22 protein-coding genes are annotated in these 23917 nt (G+C 59.5%); 11 read left to right on the top strand and 11 right to left on the bottom strand.

Features of this window, described 5'->3' with window-relative positions; genetic code table 11:
• Positions 1-9: 9 nt before the first annotated feature.
• Positions 10-2931, bottom strand: a complete 2922-nt coding sequence (gene uvrA, locus QDY28_RS19255) for an excinuclease ABC subunit UvrA (RefSeq protein WP_331383262.1) — start codon at positions 2929-2931, stop codon at positions 10-12.
• A 291-nt stretch (positions 2932-3222) separates the two neighbouring features.
• Here uvrA and QDY28_RS19250 point away from each other — a divergent pair, with 291 nt between their 5' ends.
• Positions 3223-3783 carry a single-stranded DNA-binding protein gene (locus QDY28_RS19250; RefSeq protein ID WP_331383261.1) on the top strand — a complete coding sequence of 187 codons (561 nt, stop codon included), beginning with the start codon at positions 3223-3225 and terminating at the stop codon, positions 3781-3783.
• Positions 3784-3849: 66 nt separating this feature from the next.
• On the opposite strand, the gene QDY28_RS19245 is transcribed toward QDY28_RS19250, so the two are convergent.
• Positions 3850-4482 carry a MarC family protein gene (locus QDY28_RS19245; RefSeq protein WP_331383260.1) on the bottom strand — a complete coding sequence of 211 codons (633 nt, stop codon included), beginning with the start codon at positions 4480-4482 and terminating at the stop codon, positions 3850-3852.
• 226 nt (positions 4483-4708) lie between these two features.
• Here QDY28_RS19245 and gyrA point away from each other — a divergent pair, with 226 nt between their 5' ends.
• Positions 4709-7513, top strand: a complete 2805-nt coding sequence (gyrA, locus tag QDY28_RS19240) for a DNA gyrase subunit A (protein WP_331383259.1) — start codon at positions 4709-4711, stop codon at positions 7511-7513.
• A gap of 188 nt (positions 7514-7701) precedes the next feature.
• Here the strand turns inward: gyrA and QDY28_RS19235 are convergent, their stop codons facing one another.
• From QDY28_RS19235 to QDY28_RS19225, 3 genes are all read right to left on the bottom strand, one after another.
• Entirely contained in the window at positions 7702-7836 is a 135-nt protein-coding gene (locus tag QDY28_RS19235; protein WP_331383258.1) for a hypothetical protein, read from the bottom strand.
• Between the two features lie 40 nt (positions 7837-7876).
• A complete protein-coding gene (locus QDY28_RS19230; protein ID WP_172831022.1) occupies positions 7877-8035 on the bottom strand; it encodes a hypothetical protein in 159 nt (52 codons plus the stop codon).
• Between the two features lie 93 nt (positions 8036-8128).
• Entirely contained in the window at positions 8129-8512 is a 384-nt protein-coding gene (locus QDY28_RS19225; RefSeq protein ID WP_331383257.1) for a hypothetical protein, read from the bottom strand.
• Positions 8513-8546: 34 nt separating this feature from the next.
• Between QDY28_RS19225 and coaD the strand changes: the two genes are divergently transcribed.
• The 6 genes from coaD (at position 8547) to QDY28_RS19195 (ending at position 13599) form a co-directional block, all read left to right on the top strand.
• Positions 8547-9050: a pantetheine-phosphate adenylyltransferase gene (gene coaD, locus QDY28_RS19220; protein WP_331383256.1), complete on the top strand. Its 504-nt coding sequence runs from the start codon at positions 8547-8549 to the stop codon at positions 9048-9050.
• Between the two features lie 37 nt (positions 9051-9087).
• Complete coding sequence (locus tag QDY28_RS19215) at positions 9088-9660, top strand: peptidylprolyl isomerase (protein ID WP_331383255.1); 573 nt, start codon at positions 9088-9090, stop codon at positions 9658-9660.
• A 27-nt stretch (positions 9661-9687) separates the two neighbouring features.
• Positions 9688-10197, top strand: a complete 510-nt coding sequence (locus QDY28_RS19210) for a peptidylprolyl isomerase (RefSeq protein WP_331383254.1) — start codon at positions 9688-9690, stop codon at positions 10195-10197.
• A gap of 75 nt (positions 10198-10272) precedes the next feature.
• On the top strand, positions 10273-11358 hold the full coding sequence (gene queA / locus QDY28_RS19205) for a tRNA preQ1(34) S-adenosylmethionine ribosyltransferase-isomerase QueA (RefSeq protein ID WP_331383253.1): 1086 nt from the start codon (positions 10273-10275) through the stop codon (positions 11356-11358).
• Between the two features lie 6 nt (positions 11359-11364).
• On the top strand, positions 11365-12495 hold the full coding sequence (tgt, locus tag QDY28_RS19200) for a tRNA guanosine(34) transglycosylase Tgt (RefSeq protein ID WP_331383252.1): 1131 nt from the start codon (positions 11365-11367) through the stop codon (positions 12493-12495).
• Positions 12496-12828: 333 nt separating this feature from the next.
• On the top strand, positions 12829-13599 hold the full coding sequence (locus QDY28_RS19195) for a cell wall hydrolase (protein WP_331383250.1): 771 nt from the start codon (positions 12829-12831) through the stop codon (positions 13597-13599).
• A 92-nt stretch (positions 13600-13691) separates the two neighbouring features.
• Here QDY28_RS19195 and QDY28_RS19190 read toward each other — a convergent pair whose 3' ends face one another.
• From QDY28_RS19190 to QDY28_RS19165, 6 genes are all read right to left on the bottom strand, one after another.
• Entirely contained in the window at positions 13692-14117 is a 426-nt protein-coding gene (locus tag QDY28_RS19190) for a DUF4864 domain-containing protein (RefSeq protein WP_331383249.1), read from the bottom strand.
• A gap of 128 nt (positions 14118-14245) precedes the next feature.
• Positions 14246-15511, bottom strand: coding sequence for a beta-ketoacyl-ACP synthase II (gene fabF / locus QDY28_RS19185; RefSeq protein ID WP_331383248.1), 1266 nt, complete (start codon positions 15509-15511; stop codon positions 14246-14248).
• A 21-nt stretch (positions 15512-15532) separates the two neighbouring features.
• Complete coding sequence (locus QDY28_RS19180; RefSeq protein ID WP_331383321.1) at positions 15533-16039, bottom strand: winged helix-turn-helix transcriptional regulator; 507 nt, start codon at positions 16037-16039, stop codon at positions 15533-15535.
• Between the two features lie 78 nt (positions 16040-16117).
• A complete protein-coding gene (locus QDY28_RS19175) occupies positions 16118-16582 on the bottom strand; it encodes a hypothetical protein (RefSeq protein ID WP_331383247.1) in 465 nt (154 codons plus the stop codon).
• A 37-nt stretch (positions 16583-16619) separates the two neighbouring features.
• Positions 16620-18521: an ABC transporter ATP-binding protein gene (locus QDY28_RS19170; RefSeq protein WP_331383246.1), complete on the bottom strand. Its 1902-nt coding sequence runs from the start codon at positions 18519-18521 to the stop codon at positions 16620-16622.
• Positions 18522-18523: 2 nt separating this feature from the next.
• On the bottom strand, positions 18524-20410 hold the full coding sequence (locus QDY28_RS19165) for an ABC transporter ATP-binding protein (protein ID WP_331383245.1): 1887 nt from the start codon (positions 20408-20410) through the stop codon (positions 18524-18526).
• A 327-nt stretch (positions 20411-20737) separates the two neighbouring features.
• Between QDY28_RS19165 and QDY28_RS19160 the strand changes: the two genes are divergently transcribed.
• From QDY28_RS19160 to QDY28_RS19150, 3 genes are all read left to right on the top strand, one after another.
• Positions 20738-21394: a dihydrofolate reductase family protein gene (locus QDY28_RS19160; RefSeq protein ID WP_331383244.1), complete on the top strand. Its 657-nt coding sequence runs from the start codon at positions 20738-20740 to the stop codon at positions 21392-21394.
• Positions 21395-21633: 239 nt separating this feature from the next.
• Positions 21634-22710: a D-alanine--D-alanine ligase family protein gene (locus tag QDY28_RS19155; protein WP_331383243.1), complete on the top strand. Its 1077-nt coding sequence runs from the start codon at positions 21634-21636 to the stop codon at positions 22708-22710.
• A 91-nt stretch (positions 22711-22801) separates the two neighbouring features.
• Entirely contained in the window at positions 22802-23599 is a 798-nt protein-coding gene (locus QDY28_RS19150) for a DUF1194 domain-containing protein (RefSeq protein WP_331383242.1), read from the top strand.
• The last annotated feature ends 318 nt before the right edge of the window (positions 23600-23917 follow it).

Raw genomic sequence — 23917 nt, 5'->3', positions numbered from 1 at the left:
GCGGACACCTCACTCCGCCGCCACGACTTTCTTCATCGGCCGCCGCTCCAGCAGTTCCTTTAGAAACTGACCGGTATAGGACCGCTTCTCCTTGACGATCGTCTCCGGCGTGCCCGCGGCCACGATCTCGCCGCCGCCGTCGCCGCCTTCGGGACCGAAGTCGAGGATCCAGTCGGCCGTCTTGATGACCTCGAGATTGTGCTCGATGACGACAACCGAATTGCCTTGATTGACCAGCTCGTGCAGCATTTCCAGGAGTTTGGCGACGTCGTGGAAGTGCAGCCCGGTGGTGGGTTCGTCGAGGATGTAGAGTGTGCGCCCGGTCGAACGCTTCGATAATTCCTTGGCTAACTTAACGCGCTGCGCTTCGCCACCCGAAAGCGTATTGGCCTGCTGACCGACCTTGATGTAGCCGAGACCGACATCTTTCAGGGATTGCAGTTTGTCGCGCACGGCGGGAACGGCAGCAAAGAAATCGACGCCCTCTTCGACCGTCATGTCGAGCACATCGGCGATGGACTTTGTCTTGAAGGTGACGTCCAGCGTCTCTCTATTATAGCGTTTGCCGTGGCAGACGTCGCAGGTGACGTAGACGTCGGGCAGGAAGTGCATCTCGATCTTGATGACGCCGTCGCCCTGGCAGGCTTCGCAGCGGCCGCCCTTGACGTTGAAGGAGAAGCGGCCCGGCTGATAGCCGCGCGCCTTGGCTTCCGGCAGACCGGCAAACCAATCGCGGATCGGCGTGAAGGCGCCGGTGTAGGTCGCCGGGTTCGAACGCGGCGTGCGGCCGATCGGCGACTGGTCGATATCGATCACCTTGTCGATATGTTCGAAGCCGTCGATGCGATCGTGGTCGGCCGGGATTTCGCGCGCGCCCATGACGCGGCGGGCGGCCGACTTGTAGAGCGTCTCGACCAGGAAGGTGGACTTGCCGCCGCCCGAAACGCCGGTAACCGCGGTAAAGACGCCGAGCGGGATCGAGGCGGTGACGTTCTTGAGGTTGTTGCCTCTCGCGCCGATAACCTTGATCTCCTTGCCCTTCTTGACTTTGCGGCGCTCGTCGGGAACGGGCACGCCGAGTTCGCCGGACAGATATTTGCCGGTCAGCGATTTGGGGTTGGCCATAATGTCCTGCGGCGTGCCATGCGCCACCACCTCGCCGCCATGCACGCCGGCGGCGGGACCGATATCGACGACATCATCCGCCGTCAGAATCGCGTCCTCGTCGTGTTCGACGACGATCACCGTATTGCCGATGTCGCGCAGATGCTTCAGCGTTTCCAGCAGGCGGGCGTTGTCGCGTTGATGCAGGCCAATCGAAGGCTCGTCGAGAACATAGAGCACGCCCGTCAGGCCCGAGCCGATCTGCGAGGCGAGGCGAATGCGCTGGCTTTCGCCGCCGGACAGCGTGCCGGAATTACGCGACAGGCTCAGATATTCGAGGCCGACGTCGTTCAGGAAACGCAGGCGGTCGCGGATCTCCTTGAGGATGCGCACGGCGATCTCGTTCTGCTTGTCGGTGAACGTCTCCGGCAGCCCGTTGAACCAGTCGCGGGCAACACGGATCGACATTTCCGCGACCTGGCTGATATGCAGCTTGTTGATCTTCACCGCCAGCGCTTCCGGCTTCAGGCGGTAGCCGTTGCAGGCAGGGCAGGGAGCGGCCGACATGAAGCGCTCGATCTCCTCGCGTGCCCAGGCGGAATCCGTTTCCTTCCAGCGCCGCTCGAGGTTCGGCACGATGCCTTCGAAATTCTTGTGCGTCGTATAGGAACGGGCGCCGTCGGCGTAATGAAACTCGATCTTGTCCTCGGTGCCGTTCAGGATGACCTCTTTCGCCGTATCCGACAGGTCGCTCCAGCGGCTGCCGAGCTTGAAGCCGTAATGCTTGCCGAGCGCTTCCAGCGTCTGGTTGTAGTAAGGCGAAGTCGATTTGGCCCAGGGCGCGATCGCACCATCGCGCAACGTGCGCTCCGGTTCCGGCACGATCAGCTCCGGATCGATTTTCTGCTGCGAGCCGAGGCCGTCGCAGGACGGGCAGGCGCCGAAGGGATTGTTGAACGAGAAGAGCCGCGGCTCGATTTCCGGGATGGTGAAGCCGGAAACGGGGCAGGCGAATTTTTCCGAAAACAGCACGCGTTCATGCGTCTCGTTCAAGGATTTGTTGGCCGAGCCGCCGGCAGCAGTTTCCTCCGGTGGCAACGGCTTATCGGCGAATTCGGCGACGGCAAGGCCGTCGGCGAGACGCAACGAGGTTTCGAAGCTATCCGCCAGGCGCGCCGAGACGTCAGGCCGGACGACGATACGGTCGACCACCACGTCGATATCGTGCTTGTATTTCTTGTCGAGCGCCGGCACATCGGCGATCTCGTAAAACTGACCGTCTACCTTGACGCGCTGGAAGCCCTTTTTCATGAGCTCCGCCAGTTCCTTCTTGTATTCGCCCTTGCGGCCGCGCACGAGCGGCGCCAGGATATAAAGCCTGGTGCCTTCGCCGAAGGCGAGCACGCGGTCGACCATTTGGCTGACGGTCTGGCTTTCGATCGGCAGGCCGGTGACCGGCGAATAGGGCACGCCGACGCGGGCGAACAGAAGACGCATATAGTCGTAGATTTCGGTCACAGTGCCGACCGTCGAGCGCGGGTTGCGCGACGTGGTCTTCTGCTCGATCGAAATCGCCGGCGACAGACCGTCGATCTGGTCGACATCCGGCTTCTGCATCATCTCCAGGAACTGGCGCGCATAGGCCGACAGGCTTTCGACATAGCGGCGCTGACCTTCGGCATAGATCGTGTCGAAGGCGAGCGAGGATTTGCCGGAGCCGGAAAGGCCGGTCATGACGATCAGCTTGTTGCGCGGAAGATCGAGATCGATCCCCTTGAGATTGTGCTCGCGCGCGCCACGTATAGAAATGGTCTTCAGTTCACTCATCGTCGTCTGCGGTCCCTTGGTGTCTGCCCTTATTTAGTGATGCCCGCCCGTGAGTCGAGGCTGAAATGAAGGGCAACGCCAGGTTTTCGATTCGGTTGACAGGATCATAGAGGTGAATTAGAACAAAGAAAGAACAAATTTGCCTTCGGGTCAAGGCCGCATGCCGCATAATCTCTGTGGATGAGCGCGGCAGATGGTGTCGCGTAAATAGCGCCTGATAGCGGCAATGGTCTAAGGTGCGTGGATAGAATTCGAGAAGCCGTCGATGGGCGGCAAGCAGGGTAGGTAGTCATGGCCGGTAGTGTGAACAAGGTAATTCTGGTTGGAAATCTCGGGGCGGACCCGGAAATCCGCCGCACGCAGGACGGCCGCCCAATCGCCAACCTCAATATCGCGACGTCGGAAACCTGGCGCGACCGCAATTCCGGCGAGCGCAGGGAAAAGACGGAATGGCACCGCGTCGTGATCTTCAATGAAGGTCTTTGCAAGGTCGCCGAACAGTATCTGAAGAAGGGCGCCAAGGTCTATATCGAGGGCGCACTTCAGACGCGGAAATGGCAGGATCAGAACGGCCAGGATCGCTATTCGACCGAAGTCGTGTTGCAGGGCTTCAATTCGACGCTGACCATGCTGGATGGCCGCGGCGAAGGCGGAGGTGCTGTCGAAGGCGGTCGCGGTGGACGCGGGGGCGGTGACTTTGGCGGTGGTTACGGCGGCGACTATGGCGGTGACGATTATGGCCAGCCTTCGTCGCAATCTTCCGGCCGCGGTGCCGGCGGTGGCCGTGGTGGTGCCGCAAGCAGCGGCGGCAGCAATTTCTCGCGCGATCTGGACGACGATATTCCGTTCTGATCGCGCCGCTTGGTTCGGCAAGCTATGCCAGTTGAGTTTAGCGGCCCGCCTTTCCGGCGGGCCGCTCTATGTGAGCTTGAGTGCGGCTTTCGCGCCATCCACCACGAATTGAGCGGCGAGTGCGGCAAGGATAACGCCCAGCAGGCGCGTCAGGATGGCGCGGCCGGTTGACCCCAGCATGCGGTCAAGCCTCTCGGAGATCGCTAATGCCGCATAGACCAGCCCGAGATTGATGGCGATGACGAGGATCAACTGGGCGCGATCGAACATGGTCTGCAGCGAACCGGCCAGCAGGATGGTTGCCGAAATGGCACCGGGACCGGCGATCAGCGGCAGAGCCAAGGGAAATACCGCGATATTCTGGATATGATCCTTGGTGATTGCGACTTCCGTCGTCTTTTCCTTCCTGTCCTGCCGCCTCTCGAACACCATCTCGAAAGCGATCCAGAAAAGCAGCAGGCCGCCGGCAATGCGGAACGCGCCGATGGAAATGCCGAGAATGTCGAGCACGCCGGCGCCGAATAGGGCAAAGGCCGCCATGATGAAGAATGCGATCAGCGAGCCGCGCAGCGCCACCTGATGGCGTTGAGCCCGGTTCATGCCGGCTGTAAGGCCGATGAAGAGCGGAGCAAGACCTGGCGGGTCGACCGTGACGAGCAGCGTTGTGAAGGCATTGATCAGCGTGTCGGCGCTCGCCATATAACCCCCGGGCCCTTGTTTCTGTTCATTATTGGCCCATTGATATGCGAGGAATGACGTTTCGCAAAGCGCAATGCGGTGCAATCAAATCCTTCTGCCACGGAAATGTGCGATTTAGCGGGTTAAGAGGGCAAAAGCCTGTTTAAAAGCACCCGTCAAAATTGGCGTTTGCAGGGCCTTTCGGCTATAAATTTCGCAATGATTCTAAAAGAGATCGTGATCTGTTTTGACTGAGCAAACACCACCCGGCGGCGGGAAGCTCCCGCCAGGCATCGAGCCAATTTCCATTATGGAGGAAATGCAGCGGTCGTATCTCGATTACGCGATGAGCGTGATCGTCAGCCGCGCGCTTCCCGATGTTCGCGATGGTCTCAAGCCCGTCCATCGGCGCATCCTTTATGGCATGTCGGAACTCGGGATCGACTGGAACAAGAAATATGTAAAATGCGCCCGCGTTACCGGTGACGTGATGGGTAAATACCATCCGCACGGCAACCTGGCGATTTACGACGCGCTCGCCCGCATGGCGCAGCCCTGGTCGCTTCGCCTGCCGCTGATCGACGGTCAGGGCAACTTCGGCTCCGTCGACGGCGATCCGCCGGCGGCCGAACGTTATACGGAATGCCGCCTGCAGAAGGTGGCGCATTCGTTGCTCGACGACCTCGATAAGGAAACCGTCGATTTCCGTGAGAACTATGACGGCACGTTGAGCGAGCCCGTGGTGGTTCCGGCAAAGTTCCCGAACCTGCTGGTCAACGGTTCCGGCGGCATCGCCGTCGGCATGGCGACCAATATTCCGCCGCATAATCTCTCCGAAGTGATCGACGGCTGCATCGCGCTGATCGACAATCCGGCGATCGAGCTGCCGGAAATGATGCAGATCATCCCGGGTCCGGATTTTCCGACCGGCGCCAAGATTCTCGGCCGCGCCGGCATCCGCTCGGCCTACGAGACCGGACGCGGCTCCATCGTCATGCGCGGCGTCGCCACGATCGAGCCGATGCGGGGTGACCGCGAACAGATCATCATCACCGAAATTCCCTATCAGGTGAACAAGGCGACGATGATCGAGAAGATGGCCGAGCTCGTGCGCGAAAAGCGTATCGAGGGCATTTCCGATCTGCGTGACGAATCCGACCGTCAGGGCTATCGCGTGGTGATCGAGCTGCGGCGCGACGCCAATGCGGAGGTCATCCTCAATCAGCTTTATCGCTATACGCCGCTGCAGACCTCGTTCGGGGCCAACGTGGTCGCGTTGAACGGCGGCAAGCCGGAGCAATTGACCCTGCTCGACATGCTGCGCGCCTTCGTTTCCTTCCGCGAGGACGTGGTCAGCCGCCGCACCAAATATCTGCTGCGCAAGGCGCGCGAGCGCGCCCATGTCTTGGTCGGTCTTGCCATCGCCGTCGCCAATATCGACGAAGTCATCCGAGTCATACGCCATGCGCCCGACCCGCAATCGGCCCGCGAGGAACTGATGACGCGCCGCTGGCCGGCCGCAGACGTCGAATCCCTGATCCGGCTAATCGATGATCCCCGTCATCGCATCAACGACGACGGCACCTACAATCTCTCCGAAGAGCAGGCGCGCGCCATTCTCGAGCTGCGTCTTGCCCGCTTGACGGCACTCGGCCGCGACGAAATCGGCGACGAACTCAATAAGATCGGCGTCGAGATCAAGGATTATCTCGACATCCTGTCATCGCGCATCCGCATCCAAACTATTGTAAAAGAAGAGCTTATCGCCGTGCGCGATGAGTTCGGCACGCCGCGACGCACCGAGATCGTCGACGGCGGGCTGGAGATGGACGACGAGGACCTGATTGCCCGCGAGGATATGGTCGTCACCGTTTCGCATCTCGGCTACATCAAGCGCGTGCCTCTGACCACCTATCGCGCCCAGCGCCGAGGCGGCAAGGGCCGCTCGGGAATGACGACGCGCGATGAGGATTTCGTTACCCGGCTATTTGTTCTCAACACCCACACGCCGGTTCTGTTCTTCTCATCGCACGGCATCGTCTACAAGGAGAAGGTCTGGCGCCTGCCGATCGGTACGCCGCAGTCGCGCGGCAAGGCGCTGATCAACATGCTGCCGCTGGAGCCGGGCGAGCGCATCACCACGATCATGCCGTTGCCGGAAGACGAAAGCACCTGGGACAATCTCGACGTCATGTTCTCGACGACGCGCGGCACCGTGCGTCGCAACAAGCTGTCGGACTTCGTTCAGGTCAATCGCAACGGCAAGATTGCCATGAAGCTGGAAGAGGAGGGCGACGAAATCCTCTCCGTCGAGACCTGCACCGAACATGACGACGTGCTTCTGACGACGGCGCTCGGCCAGTGCATCCGCTTCCCGGTTTCGGACGTGCGCGTCTTTGCCGGCCGCAACTCCATCGGCGTTCGCGGCATTACGCTGGCGTCGGGCGACAGCATCATCTCTATGACCATCGTCAATCACGTCGACGCTGAGCCGTGGGAACGTGCCGCCTATCTCAAGCGCGCTGCCAGCGATCGCCGCTCGACCACAGGCGAGGACGAGGAGATTGCGCTGGTCGGTGAGGAAGTCACCGAAGAGGGACAGCTTAGCGATGAGCGCTATGAAGAGCTGAAGGCGCTGGAACAGTTCGTGCTGACCGTCTCCGAGAAAGGCTTCGGTAAGCGCTCGTCTTCCTACGATTTCCGCATTTCCGGCCGTGGCGGCAAGGGCATTCGCGCCACGGACACGTCAAAGACCGGCGAGATCGGCGAGCTCGTGGCCGCCTTCCCGGTCGCGGAAGGCGATCAGCTCATGCTGGTGTCCGATGGCGGCCAATTGATCCGTGTTCCCGTCAACGGCATCCGCATTGCCAGCCGTGCGACCAAGGGCGTCACCATTTTCTCGACCGCCAAGGATGAAAAAGTCGTTTCAGTCGAACGCATCAGCGAGCCGGACGGCGATGACGATACGGGCGACAATGGTGTCGAGGATGACGTTCCGAACGGCGATGCGGAAGTCTCGAACGGCGATGCCGAGGGTGCAAGCGAAGAATAAGGTTCGATGCACTCAGCATATGGAATTGAGGACCGGGCGGCTTGGCTGCCCGGTTTTTCGTTGATGCAGTGTTATCGACCGGTAAGCTGCTGCACAAAAAACCGGACGCTGGGGGAGCGTCCGGTTCGAATTAACCCGAGCGATTGGAGGGCCGCGCCCGGGAGGGGAATATCGGAATACGCTGCGGTTCAGAGCGCCCTATGGTGTTTGTTCAGCTTCTTGCTCTCCTCGCTTTCGCGGTGGAGCGCTGAGATTGTGGATGCGACGGACACAACGAACATGCTGCTGATGAAGAGCGTAAGCACCGTTAAAATCGTGAACATGATCGCTCCCTTCCTCTCGTGGAACTAGCGTTCAGATCCCTTAATACTGGCTGGTGGTAATGAAGGGACGAGCCGAAGCAAAGGGACCGTAGATCTTCGACTGGTCAGGCTTTTGATCATAGAGAGCGATCGTCGCGGCAAGCATTCCCGAAATCATGGTCATCCAAACGACGTTAATAAGGGTGATCTTATCGGGCATACTCTGTTTCCTTCTTACCGCAATGAGCAAATCTAAGGTTCGGGCTTAACGCAGCGGCTGGTGAATGGTTCCGCCTTGATGTTGAGCCTGTGTTTACCAACGTCCGTCTGAAGCGACCTTGAATGCCTTGTTCATCTGGCGTTCAGATTCGCGATGCGTTTTGCGCATGGCAATGGCGATTTCTTGAGCAGAATTGGTGGTGTCAGCCGGCTGCGCCCATTCGATTTCGTAATTATCCGCGAAAAGATGAACGAGGTATTCGACGACGAAAGAGCCGATAATGGCGACTGCAACAATGAAAACCAACATGGCCTGATCTTCCCTGAGCCGGAGGCGGGTGAGCCGATGAAAGCGGCCCGTTTCGATGTTGATGCAATTAAAGCAATGTGGATCTGAAACCGGCTTGAACACCGCATTCATCTGCTGTTCAGAGGCAGCCAAGGGGTTGTAAATGACTTGCGATACAGGCCCATCCATGACAAAAGGCGTCGAAACAACGGGCCGGCCTGGTATGACGACAGCCTTTTATCCCGGATCTTTTGATCCGATGACCAATGGACATCTGGATGTCCTCGTGCAGGCGCTGAATGTCGCTTCGAAAGTCATCGTCGCGATCGGCATCCATCCCGGCAAAAAGCCGCTTTTTTCCTTCGAAGAGCGAGCGGACCTGATCACGCGGTCGCTCGCCGAGGCGCTGCCGCAGAAGGTCGGCGATATTTCCGTCGTCGCCTTCGACAATCTGGTGGTCGACGCGGCGCGCAAGCATGGCGCGACGCTCTTGGTGCGAGGTCTGCGCGACGGCACCGATCTTGATTATGAAATGCAGATGGCTGGCATGAACCGCCAGATGGCGCCTGATATTCAGACGCTGTTTTTGCCGGCCGGCACAGCATCGCGGCCTATAACCGCCACATTGGTGCGGCAGATCGCATCCATGGGCGGCAATGTCAGCGCTTTCGTGCCAGCAGCGGTTCTTGAAGCCCTGACCGGCAAGTTAAAAGATACGGTCCAATAAAAGACTGGTCGAAAATCATCTTCCGAACGGAGCACCCATGAAACTCTTTCATCTCGCATTGGCAGGCTTTCTCGGCCTTGCCGCCTTCGCAGGCAGCGCATTGTCCGCAGCGGCCGACGATTTTCTGACGATCCAGCTCAAGGATGGCCCAGTCGTCATTCAGTTGATGCCGGATGTTGCTCCGAAGCATGTTGCGCAGATCGAAGCGCTGGCGAAGAAGGGTGCATATGACAATGTCGCCTTCCATCGTGTTATCGACGGCTTCATGGCCCAGACCGGCGACGTGCAGTACGGCAATATGGCCAAGGGCTACAATCCTCAGAAGGCTGGCACCGGCGGCTCCGATATGCCCGATCTTCCGGCCGAGTTCTCCAAGGTTCCGTTCAAGCGCGGCACGGTCGGCATGGCGCGCGCCCAGGATCCGAATTCCGCCAACTCGCAGTTCTTCATCATGTTCGCTGACGGCGACTTCCTGAATGGCCAGTACACGGTTGTCGGCAAGGTCGTCTCCGGCATGGAGTTGGTCGACAAGATCAAGCGCGGCGAAGGCCAGAACGGCGAAGTCAGCAACCCGGACCGGATGGTCAAGGTCACCGTCGGCAGGAAATAAGAATCGACAAGAGAAGAGGAAACGAAAATGGCTGAGATCAAGGATCCCGAAAACACCCTTATCCTGGAAACTACCAAGGGTCAGGTCGTCATTCAGTTGCTGCCGCAGGTAGCGCCCGAGCATGTTGCCCGCATCAAGGAACTTGCCCGCGAAAAGGCCTATGACGACGTCGTTTTCCATCGCGTCATCGACGGCTTCATGGCGCAGACCGGCGACGTTCAGTACGGCAAGCAGGGCAGCGAAAGCTTCAATCCCGGCCGCGCCGGCATGGGCGGTTCCTCCAAGCCGGACCTGAAGGCTGAATTTTCCGCAACGTCGCACATTCGCGGCACGTGCTCCATGGCACGTTCGCAGAACCCGAACTCGGCCAATTCGCAGTTCTTCATCTGCTTTGCCGATGCACCCTGGCTGAATAAGCAGTACTCCGTTTGGGGCCAGGTTATCTCCGGCATGGAATTCGTCGACCAGATCAAGCGCGGCGAGCCGGTGCGTGATCCGGATTCGATCGTTTCCGCACGGGTTGCTGCCGACGTCTGATCGTGATTGTTCCTGAAGCCCGCCTCTCGCGCTTTGGCGTTGGGGGCGGGTTTCGCTTTGCTGAGATTGCCAGAAATGCGCGTTGACCTTTTCGATTTCGACCTGCCGGATGAGCGCATAGCGCTGAGGCCCGCCGAGCCACGCGACAGCGCGCGCCTGCTCGTCGTCGATCCGAATAGTGCCGAAGCGGCTTTGAGCGATCATCACATCCGCGATCTGCCGTCTTTCCTGCGACGGGGCGATGCTGTCGTCTTCAACGACACGAAGGTCATCCCGGCTCAGTTGGAAGGCATCCGTCATCGCGATGGCGCGCCGGGCCAGCAGGTGTCGGCGACGCTGCATATGCGCGCTGGGCCTGACCGTTGGAAAGCCTTCGCCAAGCCGGGCAAACGCATCAAGATCGGCGATCGCATCCAGTTCGGCCACGGCGAAAATGTCTGCATCCTTGGTGCTCTCGACGCTGTCGTGGAAGAGAAGGGCGAGGGTGGAGAGATCACGCTGCGTTTCGACCTGTCCGGCCCGGCGCTGGACGAGGCGATCGCCACTGTCGGTCATATCCCGCTGCCGCCCTATATCGCTGCCAAGCGCCCCGAGGATGAGCGCGACCGTGCCGACTACCAGACCATCTACGCCCGCGAGGAGGGCGCCGTCGCTGCCCCGACTGCGGGGCTGCATTTCACGCCGTCGCTGTTTGCCGCGCTGGATGCCATGGGCGTCGAGCGGCACTTCGTAACGCTACATGTCGGCGCCGGCACCTTTCTGCCGGTCAAGGCCGACGACACCGAAGACCATAAGATGCATTTCGAGATCGGCTATGTCGATGCGACGACTGCGGGCAAGCTGAACGCCGTGAAGGCGCGGGGAGGGCGCATCGTCTGCGTCGGCACGACCTCGCTGCGGTTGATCGAAAGTGCTGCGGATGACGATGGAATGATCAAGCCCTGGTCGGGGGCGACCGGCATCTTCATCACACCCGGCTATCGCTTCAAGGCGGTCGATCTCTTGATGACCAATTTCCATCTGCCGCGTTCGACGCTGTTCATGCTGGTATCGGCCTTTGCCGGCCTTGATACCATGCGCGCGGCTTATACCCATGCTATTGAGACAGACTATCGCTTCTATTCCTATGGCGATGGCAGCCTGCTCTACCGGAAAGACTAAGACGAAATGAGCGAGAGCTTTCAGTTCCAGTTGAAGAAGACCGATGGCGGCGCCCGTCTCGGCGAAGTCTCCATGCCACGCGGCACGATCCGCACGCCGGCCTTCATGCCGGTCGGCACGGTCGGTACCGTCAAGGCGATGTATCTCGATCAGGTGCGCGAGACCGGCGCCGACATCATCCTCGGCAATACCTATCACCTGATGCTCCGCCCGACCGCCGAGCGCGTCGCCCGTCTCGGCGGCCTGCACGAGCTGATCCGCTGGCAGCACCCGATCCTGACCGATTCCGGCGGCTTCCAGGTGATGTCGCTCTCCGGCTTGCGCAAGCTCGACGAGAAGGGCGTCACCTTCAAGTCGCATGTCGACGGCAGCACGCATCATATGTCGCCCGAGCGCTCGATCGAAATTCAGGGCCTGCTTGGCTCCGACATCCAGATGCAGCTCGACGAATGCGTGGCGCTGCCGGCGACTCCGAAGGAGATCGAGCGCGCCATGGAAATGTCGTTGCGCTGGGCGGAACGCTGCAAGGTTGCTTTCGGCGATCAGCCCGGCAAAGCCATGTTCGGTATCGTGCAGGGTGGCGACGTTCCGGAGCTTCGCGTCCGTTCCGCCCAGGCACTGAGCGGCATGGACCTCAAGGGCTATGCTGTCGGAGGCCTTGCCGTCGGCGAGCCGCAGGAAGTCATGCTGCGTATGCTCGAGATCACCCTTCCCGAACTGCCCACCGACAAGCCACGCTATCTGATGGGCGTCGGCACCCCGGACGATATCCTGAAATCCGTTGCCCGCGGCATCGACATGTTCGATTGCGTGATGCCGACCCGCTCCGGCCGCCACGGGCTAGCGTTTACCCGCCGCGGCAAGGTCAATATCCGCAATGCCCGCCATGCTGAAGATATGCGCCCATTGGATGATCAATCGAACTGCCCGGCCTCGCGCGACTATTCCCGCGCCTACCTGCACCATCTCGTCCGCGCCAACGAGGCGCTTGGCGGCATGCTGCTCTCCTGGCACAATCTCGCCTACTACCAGGAACTGATGCACGGCATCCGCCAGGCAATCGCCGAAGGCCGCTTCGCCGATTTCATGGCGGAGACTCAGGAGAATTGGGCAAGGGGCGATCTGGAGCCGGTGTAAATATTTTTCGCCGTTGAACGTGAATGCTGGCCAGTGTCTTCTGCTCGTAGGTTCAAAAAATAACGAATTATACCAGTGGGGTACGGTTTAGTTCTCGATTTTGGAGTGAGCGAGTGCGGCGGAAATGTGCCGACCTTTCCCAAGCGGGCCATGATGATGCCGCAATATAAAAGCATTTGAAAAAACAGTGAATCGAAATAAACATCGCGTGCCGATGATAAGAGTCACTGGCTATTTTTTGATGCTTCACGTTTGAAATTCCTTAGAACTTCGGCTACAAAGCATCCCACTTAATCGATAAGGGCTCACTAATAAAATAGGAGGCACCTGCCGTTGAGGGCGCAACGCGCATTGGGGACCTGTCTTTCCGGATTATTGTTTGTCGGATTGGCGGCCACGGGCTGTACGACGGTGGCGAAAGCACCCTCGGTCAGCAGCAACTCTTCCAAGTCCAGTCGGGCGACGAAGGTAACTTACAACTACACCGCGAAAGATCGCGACTGTTTGAAACGAGCCATGTATTTCGAGTCGGAGCACTCGGATCATGATGGCTATATGGCAGTGGGAACGGTCGTGATGAATAGGCTGACCTCGGGCGCCTATCCCCCGTCGATCTGCGGTGTCGTCTCGCAGCAAAGGCAATTTGCGCCGGGCGTAATGACAAGAGTGGTAAGCGACCAGGCTGAACCAGAACTCGACCAGGTGGCATCGGCGGTTCTTGGCGGAGAACGGCATCCGGGCGTCAAGGATGCGATGTTCTTCCACACCGAAGGTCTGAAATTTCCTTACAACAACATGCACTATGTTGCCGTCGCCGGCGGCAACGCTTTCTATGAGAAACGTGGGCAGGACGGTGCGCTTGAAACGCCGGCGCCGCTCCCGGCCTATGAAGTTGCAATGAACTATGTGCCTGTGAAAACGGCCACAACGATGCAATTTCCGATTTTGCTGCCAACTGCAGACCAGATTCCGGTCCCAACGCCGGATCCTATGACGACTGCAAGCATCAGCGCAGCGCCAACGTCTAGCATAGCCGTTCCGTTACCCCGGCCTGCGCTTGCTGGAGCGGTTCAATCCGTCAGTTTGGTCAAGGCAGGCGGCTAAAACTCGTCAGGCGTGACGGGGATTTGATCGGAATTGTCAGACGCAGCGCAGTCGTTCGTCGCAGTATCTACAACGAAGGCGCGGAATTCCGATCAGATTCCCTCACTCGTCGCGTTCGGCAAAATCTGCACGCCATTGATCTTGTAACTGCCATCAGGCTGATGGGTGATCTGATAGATCGCCGTCCAGTCCTTGCCGTCCGTGCCGGTGATCAGCACTTCCTGATAAACGACAGCGCCGTTGTCGATGGCACGGCTCTTGCCGAATGCGTAACTGCCTGGGTGGTAAACCGGCTGATAGCTCTTCTTCACCATGGCGAAGAAGGTGTCCTTATCGGGAAAGAGCGCCTTGATGCCGGGTGCAGCGAAGGAATAGGCCGACGCGGCATCATCGTGCAGGAAAGCTTCGATCTGTTCCTGAATTAGGCTCTGTGCCGACTGCACCGGATCTTCCGCTCGTGCGGCCGGCGCGAAGGCGAGGGTGATGCAGAAGGTGGCTGCGAGAGATAAGGCGCGCATGGACGATCTCCGGCAATATCCGGAAGAGCATAGCGCGCTTTGTGCCTTTGCAGAAGGGACGACGGTGTGTCGCCGATCAGCTTCTGCAAGGTTCGATTCTCATCGAGTCTTGCAGAAGCCAAACCCGATTATTGCCACCGGCGGAACAGAGCGCTGGCATTGACGCCGCCAAAACCGAAACCGTTGGAGATGGCATATTCCATCGCCATCGGCCGGGCTGTTGCGCCGATAATATCGATACCCTCGGCGGCCGCGTCCGCCTGCAGCAGATTGCGGGTCGGGGGCGCAATCTGGTCACGCAAGGCCATGATGGTGAAGACCGCTTCCAGGCCGCCGGCCGCACCCAGGAGGTGGCCTGTCGCGGCCTTCGTGCCGCTGACGGCGATGCCGCCATCGCGCCCGAACACTGTTTTAATGGCTTCCATCTCGCCGCGGTCACCGACCGGCGTGGAGGTCGCATGGGCGTTCAGATGTTTGACTTCGCGGGGCGAAATGCGGGCCTGAGAAAGAGCCGCCAGCATCGCCCGGCGTGCGCCGTCTCCGTCTTCGGGACCGGCTGTCATATGATAGGCATCGGCGGCGGTGCCGTAGCCGACGAGTTCGGCAAGCGGAGTGGCACCTCGGGCAAGGGCGTGGTCCAGCGTCTCGATCACCAAAATGCCGGCGCCTTCGCCCATGACGAAGCCGTCGCGGCTGACGTCGAAGGGACGAGAAGCTTCTTCCGGCCGATTGCTGAAGCCGGTGGAGAGTGCCCGCGCCGCCGCAAAGCCGCCGAGGCTGACCTTGTCGATGCAGGCCTCCGCGCCACCGCAGATCGCCACATCGGCTTCCCCGGCGCGGATGAGCCGCGCAGCGTCTCCGATCGCCTGGACACTGGCGGCGCAGGCCGTCACCGGCGCGCCAAGCGGCCCCTTGTAGCCATAGCGGATGCTGACCTGACCGGCCGCCAGATTGACGAGGAAGGAGGGGACGGTGAAGGGCGACAGCCGGCGCACGCCGCGGGTCTCGGCGGTGCGGACGGCATCGGCGATCGCCGGAAAGCCGCCGATGCCGGAAGCGATGACCGTCGCGGTGCGTTCCAGTTCTTCGGGATTGGCGGGTTGCCAACCGGCTCGTTTGATTGCCTCTTCGGCGGCCGCCATGGCGAAGAGGATGAAGCGATCCATCTTCTTCTGGTCTTTTATGGGCACATAGCGATCGGCATCGAAACCGGCTTCGCTATCTTCATCGAGGCTTGGCACGACACCGCCGACCTTGGCGGCGAGATCACCGACCATCGTTTCCGGCAGAAGCCTGAGACCCGAGCGCCCTTCCACCAGCCGCTTCCACGCGGCGTCGACGCCGACGCCCAATGGCGAAACCAGGCCCATACCCGTTACGACGATGCGATCCATAATGGTGTACTCCTATTTTTATCAGGCATCGAAGCCCAGGAACCATGCCTTCATCTGCGCTATCCGTTCGTGGACAGCCTCATCGGCCGCCGGTCCGGGTACCAGAATCGTGTCTTCGGGATGAAAAGCGCGGCCGGTCACGCGGTCGATCAGAAGGGGATCGCGATCCTCACCCGTCGCCGAGTCGGCCAGACGCATCGCCACTTCCTCCGGCGGCAAATGCCGATTGCCCCAGGTGAACAGCGCCATGAGAACGGGAAAGAAGTCGCGCCCTTTTTCGGTCAGCACATATTCGTAGCGCGGTGGCCGTTCGCTATAGAGGCGGCGCTCGAACAGACCTTCATCGGTCAGATGCTTCAACCGCCGCGTCAGGATATTCGGCGCAACACCAAGATTCTTCTGGAATTCGTCAAAGCGCGCCAGCCCCTGCAGCGCATCGCGCAGGATCAGAATACTCCACCAGTCGCCGACGCTTTCGAGCGCACGGGCGGCAGGACATTTGAAGGCGCTGAAGCTTGTTCTCTGCATGGCCAAGGCGAATAGCATGAGTTACTATCATCATGCAAGTCACTATACTCGAATGGCGCGGTGTCTCGCTGAACAGCGTTAGGGAAGCTCGGCCCTGGGCTTGAGTTTTCCTTGGTATCTGAAGGAAATCAGAAAAATATAGATCAATAATAAGAGAAATGGTGTCGAGCGGACGATGATGACCCAAACGTCGGTTGGCGCATACAGAGCCAAGAATGCGTCTAGCGCTGCCAAAGCCAATGCCCAAGCAAAAAGCATCAAGTAGATTTCACGCCACACCTCGTCCGTAAATAATGAGCTTTTCTCGAACAATATTATTCGAGCTACGGACCTCCAGAAGCCAAGAATAAGGAAGATCAGCGCGAAATATGTGGCTCGCAAGACGGGTTCAAGCTTTATGCTGAATTCCGTACGCTCGACGAAATGTTGGAAAATCTGATCTGGAGCGCCGTTAAATATCACTCCTCCGATGAGTACGATCAGACAAACTCTCCACAGTATCGACAACGAGGCCTTTGCATAGCGTCTGAAAGATGTGATCAACTTCAGTCTCCATGTGTTCAGTTTTAAAAGCGAACTGCTATGTATCCGACTCCACTGGGACCGAAGCACTCATTTCCTCTTCGGGAATATCGTCAAACGAGGCGTAGTTGAGGTTATAGAGTTTCGAATAGAGCTTGCCGTTGGCCATGAGCTGATTGTGATTGCCGCTCTCGATCAACTGGCCGTTCTGCAACACGATGATCCGATCGGCCTCGCGGATGGTGGCGAGGCGGTGGGCAATCACAAGGCCGGTGCGTCCATCGAGCAGCTTCACCAGCGCTTTTTGGATCAGCATTTCGGTATAGCTGTCGATATTCGCGGTTGCCTCGTCAAGCACGAGTATTTTCGCGTCGGCAATGAGGGCGCGGGCGAAGCTGACGAGCTGGCGCTGGCCGAGCGACAAGCCACCGCCGCGTTCGCCGAGAACGGTGTCGTAGCCGTCGGCAAGCCGCATGATGAAATCGTGCGCGCCGACCGCCTTCGCAGCCTCGATGATCTCCTCACGCGTAGCCTCGGCTTTGTTGTATCGAATGTTCTCCAGCACGGTCCCGGTGAACAGGAAGGGCTCCTGTAGCACCATGGCAATCTGTCGCCCGAGCGAATCCTGGGTGAGGGAGCGCACGTCATGGCCACCAACGAGCACCTGGCCCTGCTGCACGTCGTAGAAACGATGAATCAGCGCCATGGAACTCGACTTGCCGGAGCCGGTCGGCCCGATCAGCGCCACGGTCTCACCGGGATTGACCTTGAAGCTGACATTCTTCAGCACCGGATGTTTCGGATTATAGCCGAAGACGACATCGCGGAATTCGACCGAGCCGTCCATGTCGGATGACAGCACCTTGGCATCCGGCGCGTCCTGGATGTCGATCGGCACGTCAAGCACATCCGTCAGCCGCTGACCGGAGGCCATGGCGCGCTGCATGACCGAATACTGCATGGTGAGCGAGCGGATTGGGTCGAAGAAGCGTTGAATATAGAACAGGAAGGCGACCATGACGCCGACATCGAGCCTGTGGTTCAGCACCATCGAACCGCCAACGATGATGACGATGGCCATGGCCATGCCTGTCAGCGTATCGACGATCGGCACCATTATCTGTGCGTATCTCGCGGCGGTCAGATGCGCCTTGAGATTGGTATAGGCCTTGTCGTCGAAGAGACCGAAATTGACGCTCTGACGGTGCATGCCTTGAACGGCGCGCACGCCGTGAATTGCCTCGGCCAATGCGCCGCTGGTGACGGAGTTGGTCTCATGCGCGTTCATGAAAGCGACACGCGCTTTCGGCAACCAGAAAAGGCGCACGACGAAGAGGATAGGCATGACGGACAGCGTCAGCAGGCCAAGCCGGAAATCGAGCCACAACATGACGACGATGATGCCGAAGAGCAGGGCGATATCACCGACGGAAAGCACCGATGTTTCAAGGAATTCCTGCATGGAGTTCACGTCGCCCTGAAGGCGCGACATCAGCCGCCCAACCTCGGTCTTGTCCATGAAGGAGAGCGATACCCGCTGCAGATGCGCAAACATCGCCCGGCGGATATCGAAGAGCACTTCTTCGGCAACCTCGCCGACAAAGGTCTCCTGCATGTAGCTTGCAGCGTAATTGACGAGAATAGCGGCCGCGAAGATCGCCAAGGCCAGCCAGAGCGCCGAATAATTGATTGCGCCCGCCGCCATCGCGTGGTCGATCGCATAGCGGATGACAAGCGGGATGACGATCTGCGACCCGGTGAAGAGAAGCACGGCTCCGACCGAGATATAGATCTGCCGGCGATAGGGGCTCACGAATGTCCAGATGCGGCGGATGATCTTGCCATCAAAGACCTTGCCAAAAATCTCTTCCTCGACGCGATGGGAGCCGACCACGGCACGGGGAGGGCGCCGCCCGTCCTCGCGCACGTCGTTGCGCTCGGTTTCAGTGGTTTCCGACATCGTCAGGCCTCCCTTGCCCCTGCGACCCTGCCGCCAGTCACCGTCGTGTCATCACCGTCCGGGCGAACCTGCAGATCGTACAGCGCCTTGTATCGTCCCCCGGCGGCCAGAAGCTGCTCATGGGTTCCGCGCTCGACGATCTCGCCGTCTTCGATAAAGAGGATCTGGTCGGCATGCATCAGCGAGCTCAGGCGGTGGGCGACAATGAGCGTCACCCGATCGCGGGCAAAGCGTTTCATGGCACTGCGGATGCGCTGCTCGGTTGCTGCGTCGATTGCAGCGGTTGAGTCGTCGAACACCATCACCGCCGGCTTCAGCATCAACGTACGTGCGATCGTCAAACGCTGGCGCTGGCCGCCGGAAAGCGACACGCCGCGTTCACCGACGACGGTGGTATAGCCGGCCGGCAGGCCGAGAATATAGTTGTGCAGTTGCGCGGATTCGGCGGCGCGCTCGATGCGCTGCTCCTTCGCCCAGGGATCGCCATAGGCGATGTTGTTTTCGATGCTGGTGGTGAACAGAAAGGAATCCTGCTGCACGACAGCAACCGACTGGCGTAGCGACTGCAGCGTCGCCTTGCGAATGTCCTGACCGTCGATGGTGATGCGGCCGGATGTGACGTCATAGAAGCGGGGAATCAGATGCGCAATCGTGGATTTGCCGCTGCCGGGCGGGCCGACGATGCCGACCGTCTCGCCGCGTCGCGCCTCGAAGCTGATATTTCTGAGGACGGGCCGCTTTTCTGGGCCGGGATAGGTGAAGCCGACATTTTCGAAGCGTAGCAAGCCGTCGGTGACGGCAAGCGGCTTGGCGTCCGGTGCATCCTTGATGGCGATATCGAGGTCGAGAAGGGCGAACAGTCGCGAGCCGCAGGTCGATGCGCGGGCAAACGCGTTGACCATCAGGCCGAGCTGGCGCACCGGCATCTGCAGAATGGTCATGAAGGTTAGGAATGAGGCGAGGGTGCCGACGCTGATTTCGCCCGCAATCACCTTGCCGCCGCCGACCCAGAGCACAAGGCCCATGGCGGCGAAAAAGGAGAAGTTCATGGCACTGGTATTGGCAACGCGGATGCCGACACGTTTGTGGGCGAGGGTGAGCGCATTGTGCGAGGCTTGGTCGAACTTCATCAGTTCGTGAGCCTGCGCCGCGAAGGCACGCACGACGCGAATGCCGCCGAGGTTCTCTTCCATCACCCGGGTCAGCACGGAGAGGCGTTCTTGCAGGTCGAGCCAGGTCGCCCGCAATCTGAGCTGCGTCACGGACGAACGCCAGGCGACGAAGGGCACGAAGCTGAGCGCCATAAGCCCGAGCAGGACATCGGTCGACAACAGCATATAGGCACCGACGCCGATCAGCATGGTGAGCAGCACCATGCGCACAAGCGCCGTCGAAAAATACATGCGCACGCCTTCGAGATCCAAAAGGCCGACGGTGATGAGATCGCCGGAATGCACCTTGTCGTGAAAGCTGAAGGAGAGCTGCTGGATCTTTTCATAGCAGGCGAGCCGCAACTCATAGCCCATATGGTGTCCGACGGACTCGCTGTAATAGTTCTGCACCATCGTGAAAAGACCGCGCAGGATGCTGACGACCAGCAGGAGCAGGGCGGTCGTCAACAGCGCGTTTTCCGCAAGCTGTCCGGCCGCACCGCCGGCAACCACCGTTTGCGTCTGGTCTACCGCACGGCCGAGCAGGCGCGGAATCAAGAGCTGCAGCGTCGCCGCGATGAACGTCGAACCGATCGCAAAGCTGGTTTGCCAGGGATGGTGCAGCGTCATATGCGTGATCCGCACGATGGTGGAGAGACCTCGACCCCAACCAGCCGCATTGACATGCGCCAACGAAGCCAATGGCTTCGCCGCGCTTCTTGATGAATCGCTGCTCACGCTCTTATCCAGGCATTGTCGAACGAGGCGGGCCCGAAATCGGGTTCGGATCGCAAAGGGAATATTGGTAGGACGAATGTCGCCGATTCCGACCGGTCATTCAAGAGTCAATTGGTCACAAGTGCCACCTGGGCGTTAGATTGCGTGTTCGGTGATGGGGCTATTCGGCTGCGCCGCAGCGTCACGAATTTGCGCTCGGAATTGTCCAAGCGAGACCGGCGGCAGGGCGTGCCGACGAAAAGCTTCAGACAAAATTCCAAGCGCCTGTCGGTTTCATTCGAGGAGAAACGTCCTCGGATCGACAAACCCAAACCCATGGAGGACATCATGCGCAGGATCATCGCGTCCACATTCGTCAGCCTTGACGGCATCATGCAGGCCCCGGGCGCTCCGCAGGAGGATCCGTCCGGCGGCTTCCAGTTCGGCGGCTGGACCTTCCACTATTTCGATGAAGCGACGGGCGCCGCCTTGGGCGAGATATTCGACAAACCATTCGACCTGCTGCTTGGCCGCAAGACTTACGATATTTTTGCCGCCTACTGGCCCTACGCCGACCAAGACGACCGTATCGCCGTGTTATTCAACAGGGTCACCAAATATGTTGCGACCCGCGGCAATAGCTCGCTCGACTGGAACAACAGCCGATCGCTCGGCCCTGACGTTACGGCAGCGCTGACGGAGCTTAAGAAAGGCGAGGGGCCGGATCTTCTGATCCAGGGGAGCGGCAATCTTATTCAGACCCTGCTCCGGCATGGATTGATCGACGAATACACTGTGCTGACCTTCCCTCTGCTGCTTGGCAAAGGCAAAAAGCTTTTCGCCGACGGAACCGTCCCGGTCGCGCTGAAACTCATCCGCTCGCAATCCTTTCCGAGCGGGGTCATCATGGCAACTTACGAACCCGCCGGCGATATCAAGACCGGTTCCTTTGCCACACAGGCCCCGTCGGAGGCGGAGCTTCGGCGCCGTAAAAACTGGAAATAGCCGGCGAATGACGCACCATCCGGCCGTTCCCGCATCCTCTCGGGTATGGCGTATTTGACCGGGAGATTCGGTTGTCCTTGGAATGGTTTGGATTGCGAGGGTCGGAACGGGTTCTGCCGCACTTCAGCCGGAAACATCGTTGATGACGATGCGGCATTCCATTTCCATCGCATTTTCGCCAACCGCGGCATTGCGATCAGCGTCCGACCTCGCAACCCAACCATTCCGGAGAACACTTAATGACAGACGCCGCGGCACCCTCGAAACTGCGCATCGCCGTGCTTTTTGGCGGGCGCTCCGCCGAGCACGACGTCTCGGTGCTGTCTGCGACGAACGTCATGCGGGCTCTGCAGCCTGCCAAATATGATGCGGTGCCCGTCTTCGTCACCCGCGAGGGAAAGTGGCTTTTGAGCTCCTTCGAAGACGGCAAATTGTCGACTCCGGAGAGCGGGATGGAGGTTTGCCTCGTGCCCGGTGGGCGCGGACGGATGATCGCAGTACCGGCCGGCGACAGCGCCTACGAAATGCCAAATATCGATATCCTGTTTCCTGTCTTGCATGGGCCGCATGGCGAGGATGGCTCGGCCCAGGGGCTCGCCGAAGTCGCCCGGGTGCCGCTTGTCGGCTGCGGAATCCTCGGTTCGGCCGCAGCTCTGGACAAGGACATCGCCAAGCGGCTGCTGAAGGAGGCGGGGCTGACGACGGCGCGTGCGGTCACCATTCACGAGGACAGCCAGCCTCCGTTCGCCGATCTCGAACGTCTCCTCGGGCTGCCCGTCTTCATTAAGCCGGCGCGGCAGGGATCGTCTGTTGGCGTCAGCAAGGTTACGACGGCCGGTGAGTATGAAGCCGCGCTCAGGGAAGGCTTCAAACATGACCGCAAGCTGCTTGCGGAAGAGTTCATCCGCGGCCGCGAGATCGAATGCAGTGTGCTCGAAGATACGGCAGGCAATCTCTTCGTGTCGCGTCCCGGCGAAATCGTCCCGGCGGAAAGCCACGGCTTTTACAGCTACGATGCCAAATATATCGACGAGAACGGCGCGGCTTTGAAAGTGCCGGCCGAACTCCCGGAAGAGATCGAGCGCCGGATTCGCGAGATGGCAGGCAGAGCCTTCCGGGCGGTTGGCTGCGATGGCATGGCGCGCGTCGATTTCTTCGTGACGGCGGACATGCAGTTTCTCGTGAACGAGCTCAATACGATTCCCGGCTTTACCGACATCAGCATGTATTCCAAAGCCATGGCGGCAAGCGGCGTCAGCTATGCGGAAACCATCGACCGGCTTGTGGCGCATGGGCTGGCGCGCGCTGCTCGATAGAGCAGGGCACTGCCTGAACTGGTATTGCACCCGTGCATTGCGAGCTTGCGGAACAGGCGTAATATGATGGCCCACCGGGCTTCCTATTGCCATGAAACTGCAATGCGCGCTTCTTGTCTCCTTTGGCCTTTTGACGGGTAGCACGCCAGCCAACCTTTCTCCAGTTGACGTGGATCTTGAGTTGGTTCTTGCCGTTGACGTCTCCTACTCAATGGAGATCGACGAACAGCGAATTCAACGTCAAGGCTATGTGACTGCATTTCTTCAGCCCGCACTCGTCAATGCAATACAGAGCGGGCCCTTCGGCAAAATCGCAGTGACATATGTTGAGTGGGGTGGATCTGCCGTTCAGATCGTACCCTGGACGCTGGTCGACGGCCCCAACACTGCTGTTCAGTTTGCAGAGGCTCTGCGCCAGCAACCGATGAGGCGCATATCATTCACCTCGATTTCCAACACCCTTGCGTTTTCTCGAAAACTCTTCCAAATCAGCCCATTCCAGGGAATACGTCGGGTCATCGACATCTCAGGCGATGGGCCGAATAATGCCGGTGTGCCGGCGCCGGTCGCCCGCAATTCGACTGTCGCTCAAGGCATCGTGATTGATGGGCTTCCCATCATGTTGGCGCACCAGAATTCCGCATCGATTCCAGACCTCGACACTTACTATGAGAATTGTGTGATCGGTGGAGATGGAGCCTTCCTGCTAAAAGTCACGGATGCCGGCAATTTTGCAGATGCTATTTTCCGCAAGCTCATTATCGAAATATTGGGGCCGAGCGTCAGCGACCTACAGCGGTTGGAGTTGCCATTGAAACGCATCGCTATCCGAGCAGACTATAACTGCTTTGTGGGCGAGGAAATGCAGGAGGGTCGAACAGGCCGGTAGGTTCGGTTCTCTGCGCGGCGACGGCACAAGTCGCACTTCATCCTTGAACCCACCCGGCTACAAACCATGTCAAAGCTGGTTAGAGGCGCGATGTCAAAGCTGGTTAGAGGCGCGACGCTGCCAGCCAGTTAGAAATGCGACAGTCATGGCTCGTCACTTGCTCCGACGATCAGCCCCCGGTCCGACCGGCTGGGCCGGGTTGCAAGGGAGGAGCGGGGGCGGGTGAGACGCACCCCTCGGCTTTAGCTTCCTTAGTTTGAGATTGCTTGCGCTTCTTGAGATTGCGCCAACAGCGGTCATCCGACCGTGTTACGAGGA

Source organism: Rhizobium sp. BR 362, from assembly GCF_036528765.1.
Lineage (GTDB): Bacteria > Pseudomonadota > Alphaproteobacteria > Rhizobiales > Rhizobiaceae > Rhizobium.
This window is presented reverse-complemented; position numbering and strand designations above follow the sequence as displayed.